Origin of the sequence: Variovorax fucosicus, from assembly GCF_030316825.1 — a bacterium.
Classification (GTDB): Bacteria; Pseudomonadota; Gammaproteobacteria; order Burkholderiales; family Burkholderiaceae_C; genus Variovorax; species Variovorax fucosicus.
In genome coordinates, this window is sequence record NZ_JASZYU010000004.1 from 38,948 (window position 1) to 50,614 (window position 11,667).

11 protein-coding genes are annotated in these 11,667 nt (G+C 67.7%); all 11 read left to right on the plus strand.

The window, feature by feature from the left end; translation table 11 throughout:
• The 11 genes from QTI05_RS22215 (at position 1) to QTI05_RS22265 (ending at position 11,644) form a co-directional block, all read left to right on the plus strand.
• Positions 1 to 483 (plus strand): aromatic-ring-hydroxylating dioxygenase subunit beta, encoded by a 483-nt coding sequence (locus QTI05_RS22215; protein WP_286619677.1) that lies wholly within the window; start codon positions 1 to 3, stop codon positions 481 to 483.
• Positions 484 to 490: 7 nt separating this feature from the next.
• A complete protein-coding gene (locus tag QTI05_RS22220) occupies positions 491 to 2,116 on the plus strand; it encodes an AMP-binding protein (protein WP_286619678.1) in 1,626 nt (541 codons plus the stop codon).
• Positions 2,113 to 3,285 carry a thiolase family protein gene (locus QTI05_RS22225; protein WP_286619679.1) on the plus strand — a complete coding sequence of 391 codons (1,173 nt, stop codon included), beginning with the start codon at positions 2,113 to 2,115 and terminating at the stop codon, positions 3,283 to 3,285. The genes QTI05_RS22220 and QTI05_RS22225 overlap by 4 nt, the downstream gene beginning before the upstream one ends.
• Positions 3,282 to 4,535, plus strand: a complete 1,254-nt coding sequence (locus tag QTI05_RS22230) for an SDR family NAD(P)-dependent oxidoreductase (RefSeq protein ID WP_286619680.1) — start codon at positions 3,282 to 3,284, stop codon at positions 4,533 to 4,535. The genes QTI05_RS22225 and QTI05_RS22230 overlap by 4 nt, the downstream gene beginning before the upstream one ends.
• Before the next feature lie 15 nt (positions 4,536 to 4,550).
• Positions 4,551 to 5,357 carry a cyclase family protein gene (locus QTI05_RS22235; RefSeq protein WP_286619681.1) on the plus strand — a complete coding sequence of 269 codons (807 nt, stop codon included), beginning with the start codon at positions 4,551 to 4,553 and terminating at the stop codon, positions 5,355 to 5,357.
• A gap of 7 nt (positions 5,358 to 5,364) precedes the next feature.
• Complete coding sequence (locus QTI05_RS22240; protein ID WP_286619682.1) at positions 5,365 to 6,108, plus strand: SDR family NAD(P)-dependent oxidoreductase; 744 nt, start codon at positions 5,365 to 5,367, stop codon at positions 6,106 to 6,108.
• Between the two features lie 187 nt (positions 6,109 to 6,295).
• A complete protein-coding gene (locus QTI05_RS22245; RefSeq protein ID WP_286619683.1) occupies positions 6,296 to 7,462 on the plus strand; it encodes an ABC transporter substrate-binding protein in 1,167 nt (388 codons plus the stop codon).
• Positions 7,462 to 8,604, plus strand: a complete 1,143-nt coding sequence (locus QTI05_RS22250) for an ABC transporter substrate-binding protein (protein WP_286619684.1) — start codon at positions 7,462 to 7,464, stop codon at positions 8,602 to 8,604. Before QTI05_RS22245 ends, QTI05_RS22250 begins: the two co-directional genes overlap by 1 nt.
• A gap of 44 nt (positions 8,605 to 8,648) precedes the next feature.
• A complete protein-coding gene (locus QTI05_RS22255) occupies positions 8,649 to 9,974 on the plus strand; it encodes an aromatic ring-hydroxylating dioxygenase subunit alpha (RefSeq protein WP_286619685.1) in 1,326 nt (441 codons plus the stop codon).
• Complete coding sequence (locus QTI05_RS22260) at positions 9,971 to 10,444, plus strand: aromatic-ring-hydroxylating dioxygenase subunit beta (protein WP_286619686.1); 474 nt, start codon at positions 9,971 to 9,973, stop codon at positions 10,442 to 10,444. Before QTI05_RS22255 ends, QTI05_RS22260 begins: the two co-directional genes overlap by 4 nt.
• Positions 10,445 to 10,480: 36 nt before the next feature.
• Entirely contained in the window at positions 10,481 to 11,644 is a 1,164-nt protein-coding gene (locus tag QTI05_RS22265) for an ABC transporter substrate-binding protein (protein ID WP_286619687.1), read from the plus strand.
• Positions 11,645 to 11,667: the final 23 nt, after the last annotated feature.

Here is an 11,667-nt window from a genome sequence, read left to right on the forward strand (position 1 = left end):
ATGCATGCAGTTACTCGCCAGGATTTGATCGACTTCGTCGTGAACGAAGCGCATCTGCTCGACACCCGCCGCTACGAGGAATGGAACGCGCTCTTCACCGACGACGCCTTCTACTGGGTGCCATTGGTGCCGGACCAGGAGGACGGCCTCAACCACACATCGCACCTCTACGAAGACAAGCTGCTGCGCGAGTTGCGCATCGAGCGCCTCAAGAGCCCGCGCGCCTTTTCGCAGCAGCCGCCGAGTCGTTGCCACCACCTGCTGCAGGTGCCGGTGGTCGAAGCCTTCGACGAGGCCGCCAACCGCTATGTGGTGCGCACGGGTTTTCACTACACCGAGTCGCAGGGCGATGAGCTTCAGTTTTACGTCGGCACCTTCTTCCATCACCTTTCGGTGCAGGACGGCGCACTGCGCATGACGCTCAAGCGCGTCAACCTCCTCAACTGCGATGCCGCGCTGCCGGCGGTGCAACTCTTCATCTAGGGACGCAATGCAGCACGCCACCGTCCACGACGTATTCAAGACCACCGCGGCACGCACGCCGGAGGCCGAATTCCTGTTCACCGAATCGGTGACGGCAGCGGCCTATGGCATCTCTGCCGGCGCCATCCGCTGGGGCGAGGCGGCGGCGCAGGTCGAGCGCCTGCGCGCAGCCTATGCGCAGGCGGGCTACGGGCACGGCCACCGCGTCGGCCTGTTGCTGGAGAACCGGCCGGCTTTCCTGTTCCACTGGTTCGCGCTCAACGCACTGGGCGTGAGTGTGGTGCCTATCAATTCCGAGATGCGCTCGGCCGAGCTGGTCTACCTGATCGGCCACAGCGAGATCGGCCTGGCCGTGACGCTGCCCGGGCGCGCCGCCGACCTGCGCGCCGCGGCGGTGCAGGCCGGGGTCGCCTTCGAAACGATGGGCCCCGATGACGAGGTGCCACCCGCCAGGACAGTGGCGCCGCGCGCAGGCGAGGCCATCGGCCTCGATTCCGAGTGCAGCCTGCTCTACACCTCGGGCACCACCGGGCGGCCCAAGGGCTGCATCCTTGGCAACGCCTATTTCCTGCGCGCCGGCGAGTGGTATGCCGCGCTCGACGGTGTGTGCGGCATCCGGCGCGACACCGAGCGCGTCATCACGCCGCTGCCGCTCAATCACATGAACGCGATGGCGTTCTCCACGATGCTGGTGCTGGTGGCTGGCGGCTGCCTGGTGCAGCTCGACCGTTTCCACCCGAAGACCTGGCTGGCCAGCGCACGCGAGAGCCGCGCCACCATCGTGCATTACCTCGGCGTGATGCCGGCCATGTTGCTGTCCGCGCCGGCATCGGTGGGCGATCGCGACCATGCCATCCGCTGGGGCTTTGGCGCGGGTGTGGATCGCAAGCACCATGCGTCATTCGAAGCGCGCTTCGGCTTCCCGCTGGTCGAGGCCTGGGCCATGACCGAGACCGGCGCCGCCGCCTGCGTGATGGCCAACCGGGAGCCACGCCTCGTCGGCACCAGCTGCTTCGGGCGGCAGGAGGACTTCGTGCAGATCCGCCTCGTGGGCGAAGACGGCAACGACATCGGCGTCGACACGCCGGGCGAGCTGCTGGTGCGCTCCGCCGGCAGCGACCCCAAGCGCTACTTCTTCTCGGGCTACCTGAAAGACGAAGCGGCGACGCGCGAGGCCTGGGCCGACGGCTGGTTCCACACCGGCGACCTGGTGCGGCGCGATGCGCAAGGCAACTTCTTTTTCGTCGACCGCAAGAAGAACGTGATCCGCCGCAGTGGCGAGAACATTTCGGCGGTCGAGGTCGAAAGCGTGCTCAACCAGCACCCGGCCGTGAAGACCTCGGCCGTGGCCGCCACGCCCGACGCGGTGCGCGGCGACGAAGTACTGGCCTGCATCGTGATGCGCGAGGACGCGGACGCGTCTCAGCGCGAGCAGCTCGCGGCCAGCATCGTCGCGCATGCGCTGGCGCAACTGGCCTATTACAAGGCGCCGGGCTACGTCGCCTTCGTCGACGCGCTGCCGCTCACCGCATCGCAGAAGATCCAGCGTGGCCAGCTGCGCGAACTCGCGCACGCACTTCCCGGGCAGGCGCACTGCATCGACACACGCGCCATGAAAAAGAGGCAGACATGACCAAGCGGCGGCTTTCCTACGAAGGCGTGGCAGTGGCCGTGCCGGTCACCGTGCCGTACGTGCGCTACTCGACGCACACGGCGCATTGGTTCATCGGGCAGGCGCTCGAGGCGCTGGTGCAGGCCAGCGGCGTGCCGAAGGCGCAGATCGACGGCCTGTGCCTCAGCAGCTTCTCGCTGGCACCTGACACGGCCGTGGGCGTGACCCAGCACGTGGGCCTCTCGCCGCGCTGGCTCGACCATGTGCCGACCGGCGGCGCGTCGGGCGTGATGTGCCTGCGCCGCGCCGCACGTGCGGTGCAGGCAGGCGACGCGGACATCGTGGCTTGCGTCGGCGCCGACACCAACCACGTCGATTCCTTCCGCCAGACGCTCGGCAGCTTCAGCAATTTCGCGCGGGACGCGAGCTACCCCTACGGTTCTGGTGGACCGAACTCGATCTTCGCGTTCATCACCGCGAACTACATGCGCACCTATGGCGCGCGGCGGGAGGATTTCGGCCGCATCGCAGTCGACCAGCGCACCAATGCGCTGGGCAACCCCCATGCCATGTTCAAGAAGCCGCTGACGCTCGACGAGTACATGGCGGCGCGGCCCATCTCCGACCCCATTCACCTGTTCGACTGCGTCATGCCCTGCGCGGGTGCCGAGGCCTTCCTCGTCATGAGCGAGGAGCGGGCGCGCGACCTGGGCCTGGCGCATGTGGTGATCCGCGGCGCCATCGAGCGGCACAACGCCTTTGCCGACGATCCGGTGATGGTGCAGGGCGGCTGGCGCGTGGACCGCGACGACCTCTACGCACAGGCCGGCGTGCAGCCCGCGGCGCTTGACTTCGTGCAGACCTACGACGACTACCCGGTGATCGCGATGATGCAGTTCGAAGACCTTGGCTTTTGCGAGAAGGGCGAAGGCCCGGCTTTCGTGCAGTCGCACACGATGACTTTCGACGGCAGCTTTCCGAACAACACCAGCGGCGGGCAACTGTCGGCCGGGCAGGCCGGCGCAGCGGGCGGCTTTCTCGGCATGGTCGAGGCGGTTCGTCAGCTGACCGGCCAGGCCGGGCCGCGCACGGTGCCCGATGCACAGCTGGGCCTGGTCGCGGGCTTCGGCATGGTGACCTACGACCGCTGCCTGTGCACAGGCGCGGTCATCCTGGGGAGATCCGCATGACGATGCCCATGATGCGCCCCCCGCGCAAGAACCCGGTGCTGCGCACCCGCCAGATGAATCTGCCGCCGTGGGCGCGCGGGCGCGTTGCGCTGGGCATCACGGCCGCCGCGGCCGAAGGGCGCTTCGAGCTGCAGACCTGCGAAGACTGCGGCACGGTGCAATACCCGCCGCGCGAGGCCTGCCACAAGTGTCTTTCGCCGCGCCTGCACTGGCGGGCGCAAGGCGGCGAGGGCAAGTTGCTCGCCAGCACCACGCTGCATCACAGCAATGACCTGTTCTTTCGCGAGCGGCTGCCCTGGCGGCTGGGCCTGGTGCACCTCGACGCCGGCCCGACGCTCATGGTGCACCTGCATGGCGAAGTCGGCGATGCGCCCACGCGCGTGCGCGTCGGTGCCCGGCTCGACCGCGCGGGCCAAGCCGTTCTCATTGGTTTTCCGAATGAAGGGAGTGCCCATATGGCCGACGACAAGATGCTCCGTGAAATGACCAGCGACCCCAAGTTCCGCAAGGCGCTGGTGACCGACGGCAAGACCGAAACCGGGCAGGCCATCGTGCGTGCGCTGGTCAAGTCCGGTGCCGACATCGTCTGGGTCGGCCATGCCGAGCCCTGGAAGAAGATGGGTGACGGGCTCGACGACATTTCGGCGCTGCCGCAGGTCACGCTGGTGCCGCTCGACCTGACCAACGGGCGCTCTGTCGTCGAGCTGGCCGGCGAGATCGGCGGCAAGGTCGACATCGTCATCAACAACGCAGAGGTGCATCGAACCTTCGGCATCGGCGCCCGGCGCGGCACCGATGTGGCCAAGGCCGAGATGGACATCAACTACTTCGGCCTGCTGCGCCTCGCGCAGGAGTTCGGGCCGGCGCTCAAGGGGCGCTCCGCCGACGGTGCGACCGGTGCCACGGCCTGGGTCAACCTGCTGTCGATCTATGCGCTCAGCAACTTCCCGCCGCACGGCACCTTCAGCGCGTCGAAGGCGGCAGCGCATTCGCTCGCGCAGTGCCTGCGTGCCGAGATGCGACCGGCCGGCATCCGGGTGATCAACGTGTTCCCGGGGCCGATCGACGACGAGTGGAACCAGCACATGCCGCCGCCCAAGCTGGCGCCGGCCACGCTCGCCAGCGCCATCGTCAAGGCGCTGCGCGATGGCGTGGAAGACATCTACCCGGGCGACGTGGCGCAGGAATGGCTGGAGCGCTGGCGCGACAACCCGAAGGTGCTCGAGCGCGAGCTGGCCGCAGGCGGCTGACACCAGGAGCAACACATGACGACGACAACCGAACTGATGTCCGCCGCCGAAATCCTCGGCGGCCTGGTGGGCGCGATGGCCAGTGGCCGCATTCGCGTGATCGACCTCACGCAGACGCTCACGCCTGAGTTCCCGCAGATCGCGCTGCCGCCAGAGATGGGCCAGTGCTGGCCGTTCCGGATCGAGGAAGTGTCGAAGTACGACGAGCGCGGACCGGGCTGGTACTGGAATAATTTTTCCTGCGGCGAGCACACGGGCACGCACTTCGACGCGCCGATCCACTGGATCTCGGGCCGCGACCTACCGAACAACTCGGTCGACACGATCCCGGTGCAGCACTTCGTGGCGCCGGCCTGCGTGATCGATTGTTCGGCCGCCGTGCAAACCGACGACGACTACCTGCTGAGCGTGGCCGACATCGAACGCTACGAAGCGAAGCACGGCCGCATTCCGAAGGGTGCGTGGGTGCTGATGCGCACCGACTGGTCCAAGCGGAGCGACCCGGAGGCCTACCAGAACTTCGACGAAACGGGGCAGCACACGCCGGGCCCTGGCACCGAGGCCGTGCGCTTCCTGGTGGAGCAGCGCGACGTGCTGGGCTTCGGCTCCGAGGCCATCGGCACCGATGCCGGGCAGGGCTACCACCTGCGCCCGCCATACCCTTGCCACTACTACATGCATGGCGCCGGGCGCTATGGCCTGCAGTGCCTGAGCAACCTCGACCTGCTGCCGCCATCCGGTGCGGTGCTGATCTGCCCGCCGCTCAAGATCGAGAAGGGCAGCGGCAGCCCGTTGCGCGTGCTCGCGCTGGTGGCCGCGTGAGTCGACCATGACGAACGGCTCCACAGGGCAACGCCGCGTCGCCGCGGTCACTGGCGGCAGCGCCGGCATTGGCAAGGCCATCTGCGAAGACCTGCTGGCGCTGGGCTACGACGTGGTCTCTCTCGCCCGGCGCAAGCCGGCGGGCGATCATCCGCGGCTGCACAGCATCGAAGTCGACCTCGCCGACCGTGCGGCCACGGCCGAGGCGGCGGCCGACCTGGTGCGGCGCTTCGAAGTCACGACCGTGGTCCACAACGCCGGCGTGATCCGCGCCGCGCTGCTCGCCGACGTGAAGCTCGAAGACCTCGATGCGCTGGTCGAGTTGCACCTGGGCTGCGCAGTGCAGCTTGTCCAGGCGGCGCTGCCCTGCATGCGGGCCCAGCAGTTCGGGCGCATCGTGCTTCTGTCGTCACGGGCCGCAGTAGGCATGCCCACGCGCACCGCCTATTCCGCCACCAAGTCCGGGATGCTGGGCATGGCGCGCACCTGGGCGCTCGAACTGGCGGCCGACGGCATCACGGTGAACGTGGTCGCACCGGGCCCGATCCGCACCGACATGTTCTACGACGTGGTGGAAGCCGGCAGTGACAAGGAGCGCGCGCTGGCGGCGTCGGTGCCGGTACGGCGCCTTGGCGAGTCGGCCGACGTGGCACGCGCGGTGCGCTTCTTTGCGGAACCCGCCAACAGCTTCGTGACGGGGCAGGTGCTCTATGTGTGCGGTGGCACCAGCGTGGGCAGTCTCGCCCTGTAGCGGTGCGCGCCAGGCACGCCGAAATCGCGGATTTCTCAGCGTTGTTTCTATTGTCATGACCTGGATGCTTGGCTAATATGCTTTACACCTAAACATTTCATAAATCATAAGGTTGGCACGAAGCTCGCATTGCACCAACCACTTGCGCATCCATCCGTCGTCCCGTGAAACCTTCTGGAGCATTGCCATGAAAGTCCTGATCCGAATCTGTGCATCCGCGGGCATTGCCCTCGGCCTTGGCGCCCTGTCCACCGCGGGCGCATGGGCGGCCGATCTCAAGGTCGGTTTCATCACCTCCCTGTCGGGGCCGGTGTCGTCGCTCGGGATCCCGTACGAGAAGGGCATGAAGGCGGCGGTCGCCTACAAGTCCGAGCTGGGTGGCCACAAGATCCAGCTGGTTCAGCTGGACGATGCGTCCGACCCGTCGACCGCAGCGCGCAATGCCCGCAAGATGATCGACGAGGACAAGGTCGACGTGATCATCGGCACCGCCGGCTCGCCCGGCGCGCTGGCCATCGCCGCCGTTGCCCGCGAAACGAAGACGCCGCTGATCTCCATTGCCAACGCGAACCTGCCCGGCGAAGACGGCGCCTGGATGGTCACGCTGCCGCAGCCGGCGCCGCTCATGGTGAGCGCGGTGGTCGAGCGCATGAAGAAGTCGGGCGTGAAGACGGTCGGCTACATCGGCTTCTCCGATGCATGGGGCGACCTGGTGTACGACGCCCTGCAAAAGAGCGCCGAGCCGGCCGGCATCAAGGTCGTGTCCAACGAGCGCTATGCGCGCGCGGATACGTCGGTGACCGGACAGGTGCTCAAGATCGTCGCGCTGCGGCCCGACGCGGTCATCACCGGCACCTCGGGCACGCCGGGTGCGCTGCCCTACCTGGCGCTGGCCGAACGTGGCTACAAGGGCCAGATCTACGGCATGCATGCATTGATCAACCCCGACTTCGTGCGCGTCGGCGGCACAGCGGTCGAAGGCCTGCTCGCGCCGACCGGCCCGGTGATCGTGGCCGAGCAGCTGTCGGCCGACAACCCGATCCGCAAGGTGTCGATGGACTTCCGCGCCGCCTACCAGAAGGCGAACGGCGCGCCGCCGACCGATGCGTTCTCGGCCTACACCTTCGACGCCTGGCTGCTGTTCCTCGACGCGGCGCAGCGTGCGGCTGCCACCAAGGCCGAGCCCGGTACGCCGCAGTTCCGCCTGGCGCTGCGCGATGCCATCGTGGCTACCCGCGAGCTGGTGGGCACGCACAGCGTCTACAACTTCAAACCGACCGACCGCTACGGCTCCGACGAACGCTCGCGCGTCGTCGTCAAGCTCGAAAAGGGCCAGTGGAAGCTGGACAAGTGATGAACACCATTCCCCGCATCCTTGGCGCCACGGCGCTCGCTCTGGCGGCCGCGCAGGTCATGGCGGCCGATCTGAAGATCGGCTTCATCAGCTCGCTCTCGGGCCCGGTGGCCGCGCTCGGCGTGCCGTATGAAAAAGGCATTCGCGCCGCGCTCGCCGAGCATCCGCAGATCGGGGGGCGCAAGGTCGAACTGATCGTGCTGGACGACGCCTCCGATCCCACCACCGCCGGGCGCAACGCGCGCAAGCTGGTGGTCGAAGACAAGGTCGACGTGCTCATCGGCACCTCGGGCGTGCCGGGCGCCATGGCCATCGCGGCGGTCGCACGCGAACTCAACACGCCGCTCATCTCGCCCACGCCGGTCACCATTCCGGGTGCGGACGGCGCATGGACGGTGACGGTGTCGCAGCCATTCCCGCTCATGGTCGCTGCGGTGGTCGAGCGCATGAAGAAGTCCGACGTGAAGACGGTCGCCTTCATAGGTTTTTCCGATGCGCTCGGCGATCTCGCCTACGACTCGCTCATGAAAAGCGCCGCCACCGCCGGCATCAAGGTGGTCGCGAACGAGCGCTATGCGCGCAGCGATTCGTCGGTGGCGGGCCAGGTGCTGAAGATCATCGGCAGCCGGCCCGACGCGGTCTTCGCGGGCAACTCGGGCACGCCCGGCGCGCTGCCGTACCTCGCGCTGGCCGAGCGCGGCTACAAAGGAAAGATCTACGGCACGCACGGGCTCATCAACGCCGACTTCGTGCGCGTGGGCGGTGCGTCGATCGAGGGCCTGCAGGTGCCCAGCGGCCCGGTGCTGGTGGCCGACCAGCTGCCCGAGAGCAACCCGATCCGCAAGGTGTCGATGGCGTTTCGCGCGGCCTACCAGAAGACACACGGGGCGGTGCCCACCGATGCCTTCTCGTCCTACACCTACGACGCCTACCTGCTGCTCGCCGATGCGGCCTCGCGCACCAAGGGTGAGCCCGGCACGCCGCAGTACCGCGCCGCGTTGCGCGAGGCGATCGTGGCTACCCGCGAGCTGGTCGGCACGCACGGCATCTACACCTTCAAGCCCGACGACCGCTACGGCTCCGACCAGCGCGGCATCGTGATGGTCCGGATGGAAAAGGGCCAGTGGAAGCTGGTGCCCTAGGCCCCGGGCACGCCCACCCATCCACCACCCGCCCAGGCCGCACCATGACTGTCTACCGCAACCGCCCCGATCTTGTCGCGGCGCTGGTTCAGGACGACCGGGTTCACCGCGACCTCTACCTGAGCGAGGAGCTCTTCGCGCTGGAACAGGCGCACCTCTTCGCCACGACCTGGACCTACATCGGCCACGCCAGCCAGGTGCCGAATGCCGGTGATTTCGTCTCCCTCGACATTGCCGGGCGGCCATTGCTGCTGGTGCGACAGGCCGACGGCGCCGTGCGCGTGCTCTACAACCGCTGCGCCCACAAGGGCACGCGGCTGGTCACCGACGAGAGCGGCAACACCGGCCGGTTCTTTCGCTGCCCGTACCACGCCTGGACCTACAAGCTCGATGGCGCACCGCTGGCGATTCCGCTGAAGAGCGGCTACGAAGGCACGGGCCTGAAGGCGTGCGAATCGGGGCAGGGCATGGCTGCGGTGAAGCACGTGGCGGTGTATCGCGACTTCGTCTTCGTGCGCCTGTCCGACGCCGGCCCCGCGTTCGAGGACTATTTCGGCGAGGTGCTCGGAGCCATCGACAACATGGTCGACCGCTCGCCGGAAGGCCGCCTCACGGTGGCCGGCGGCGTGCTGCGCAACATCGTCCATTGCAACTGGAAGATGTACCTGGAGAACATCAACGACACGGTGCACCCGATGTCGACCCACGAATCGGCCACGCAGGCGGCCGAAGCGCTGTGGCAGGGGCATGCGCCCGACGCCCCCAAGCCCATGGCGATGGAGCAGATCCTGCCGTTCGGCGCCGGCTACGATTTCTTCGACAAGATGGGCGGGCGGATCTTCCCCAACGGGCACAGCGTGCTGGGCGTGAACTTCAGCATCCACTCGGGCTATGCCCAGTTGCCCGAGTACGAGGCCGCGATGCGCGCAGCGCACGGCGCCGAGCGCGCGGCGGACATCCTGGAGCGCTCGCCGCAGAACTCCGTCCTCTATCCGAGCCTGTCGGTCAAGGGTTCGCCGCAAGCCATCCGCGTGATCCGGCCGCTGGCTGCCGACCGCACGCTGATCGAGGCCTGGAGCTTTCGCGCAGCGGGTGCGCCCGATGTGCTGCTCGAGAGGGCCATGACCTACAACCGGCTGGTGTTCTCGCCCATGTCGGTGGTGGCGCACGACGACGTGCACCTGTTCGAAAGCATCCAGCAGGGCCTGCGCGCCGATGGCAACGACTGGGTCAGCCTGCACCGGAATTTCGACCCGGCCGAGCTGGCGCAATCCACGCTCACGACCAACGGCACCAACGAACTCCTCATGCGCAACCAGTTCCGGGCCTGGGCCCGGTACATGGCGCTGGGCATGGAGGCTGCCGCATGACCGCCGATCCGCGCGAATTCGTCGTCGCCGAAGCCGCGTTGCTCGATGCGGGCCGTTTCGACGAATGGCTGGCGCTGTTCGCCGAAGACGGCCACTACTGGGTGCCGCTGCTCGGGGCGGCGCAGGCCGACCCGCATTCGCACAACTCCATTGCCTATGAAGACCGCCTGCTGCTGACGCTGCGGGTGGAGCGCCTCAAGAACCCGCGCGCGCATTCGCAGCACCCGGCGAGCCACTGCCAGCACGTGCTGCAGCAGCCGGTGCTGGAACGCGACGACGCTGCCGGCGACACGGTCACGCTGCGTACGCCGTTTCTCTATGTGGAGGCGCGCGGCGACGCGCAGGTGCTGCTCGCCGGCAGCTGCCGCCATCTGCTCGCGCGCACGCCGACGGGCTGGGCCATCCGGCAAAAGCGCGTCGACCTTCTCCAGGCCGGGCGCGCGCTGCCGGCCATCCAGTTGTTTATCTAGGCGTTTTCAACCCTTCCACCTACCAGGAGCTAAGACATGAAGAGCTTGATGCAGACCCTGACCCGCAACGCGGTTGCTGCCGCCCTGATCGTCGGCGGCGCCGCGGGTTCACTCGCGGCCGACCTGAAGGTTGGCCTGAGCGTTTCGCTGTCGGGACCGAATTCGTCGCTGGGCGTTCCGTATGCCAAGGGCATGCAGGCCGCGCTGGCCTACCGGCCCGAGATCAACGGGCGCAAGATCCAGCTCATCGTGCTGGACGACGGCTCCGACCCCACCACGGCGGGCCGCAATGCGCGCAAGCTGATCGAGGAAGACAAGGTCGACGTGATCATGGGCACCTCGGGCGCGCCCTCGGCGATCGCGATGGCGCAAGTCGGGCGCGACGCGAAGACGCCGATGATCGGCCTCACTCCGATCTCGCTCGACCCGGCCGAGAACCCGTGGGTAATGACCGTGGCCCAGCCCCCGCAGCTGATGATCGATGCGGTGGTCGACCGCATGAAGCGCGATGGCGTCAAGACGGTCGGCTACATCGGCTTCACCGATGCCTGGGGCGACCTGGTCTACAACGCGCTCATGAAGGCCACGCCGGCCGCCGGCATCAAGGTGGTCAGCAACGAGCGCTACGCGCGCGCCGACGCATCGGTGACGGGGCAGGTGCTGAAGATCGTGGCGCTGCGGCCCGATGCGGTCATGACCGGTGGCGCCGGAACGCCCGGTGCACTGCCGTTCCTCGCCCTGGCGGAGCGCGGTTTCCGCGGTGGTGTGTATGGCCAGCACGGGCTCATCAACCCCGATTTCGTGCGCGTGGCGGGCTCCTCCGCGCAGGGTGCGCTGATGCCCACCGGCCCGGTCATCGTGGCCGAGCAACTGCCGGCCGACCATCCTGCCAAGAAGATTGGCATGGACTTTCGCGCCGTGTTCCAGCGCGTGAACAACGCCCCCACCAACGATGCCTTCTCGGCCTATTCCTTCGACGGCTGGTTGGTGTTCGCCGACGCGGCATCGCGCGCGATGAAGAAGGCCGAACCCGGCACGCCCGAGTTTCGCGTGGCGCTGCGCGACGCCATCTTCAGCACCAGCGAGGTGGTCGGCACGCACGGCGTCTACAGCTTCAAGCCCGGCAACCTGTATGGCGTGGACGAACGTGCCCGCGTCATCGTGAAACTCGACAACGGCCAATGGAAGCTCGCCCCGTGAACCTCCTGCATGCTGCTTCCGTG

What these genes read in the sequence shown, in the direction of transcription:
- QTI05_RS22215 (WP_286619677.1), top strand. Translation starts at nt 1, where the DNA reads ATGCATGCAGTTACTCGCCAGGATTTGATCGACTTCGTCGTGAACGAA.
- QTI05_RS22220 (WP_286619678.1), top strand. Translation starts at nt 491, where the DNA reads ATGCAGCACGCCACCGTCCACGACGTATTCAAGACCACCGCGGCACGC.
- QTI05_RS22225 (WP_286619679.1), top strand. Translation starts at nt 2,113, where the DNA reads ATGACCAAGCGGCGGCTTTCCTACGAAGGCGTGGCAGTGGCCGTGCCG.
- QTI05_RS22230 (WP_286619680.1), top strand. Translation starts at nt 3,282, where the DNA reads ATGACGATGCCCATGATGCGCCCCCCGCGCAAGAACCCGGTGCTGCGC.
- QTI05_RS22235 (WP_286619681.1), top strand. Translation starts at nt 4,551, where the DNA reads ATGACGACGACAACCGAACTGATGTCCGCCGCCGAAATCCTCGGCGGC.
- QTI05_RS22240 (WP_286619682.1), top strand. Translation starts at nt 5,365, where the DNA reads ATGACGAACGGCTCCACAGGGCAACGCCGCGTCGCCGCGGTCACTGGC.
- QTI05_RS22245 (WP_286619683.1), top strand. Translation starts at nt 6,296, where the DNA reads ATGAAAGTCCTGATCCGAATCTGTGCATCCGCGGGCATTGCCCTCGGC.
- QTI05_RS22250 (WP_286619684.1), top strand. Translation starts at nt 7,462, where the DNA reads ATGAACACCATTCCCCGCATCCTTGGCGCCACGGCGCTCGCTCTGGCG.
- QTI05_RS22255 (WP_286619685.1), top strand. Translation starts at nt 8,649, where the DNA reads ATGACTGTCTACCGCAACCGCCCCGATCTTGTCGCGGCGCTGGTTCAG.
- QTI05_RS22260 (WP_286619686.1), top strand. Translation starts at nt 9,971, where the DNA reads ATGACCGCCGATCCGCGCGAATTCGTCGTCGCCGAAGCCGCGTTGCTC.
- QTI05_RS22265 (WP_286619687.1), top strand. Translation starts at nt 10,481, where the DNA reads ATGAAGAGCTTGATGCAGACCCTGACCCGCAACGCGGTTGCTGCCGCC.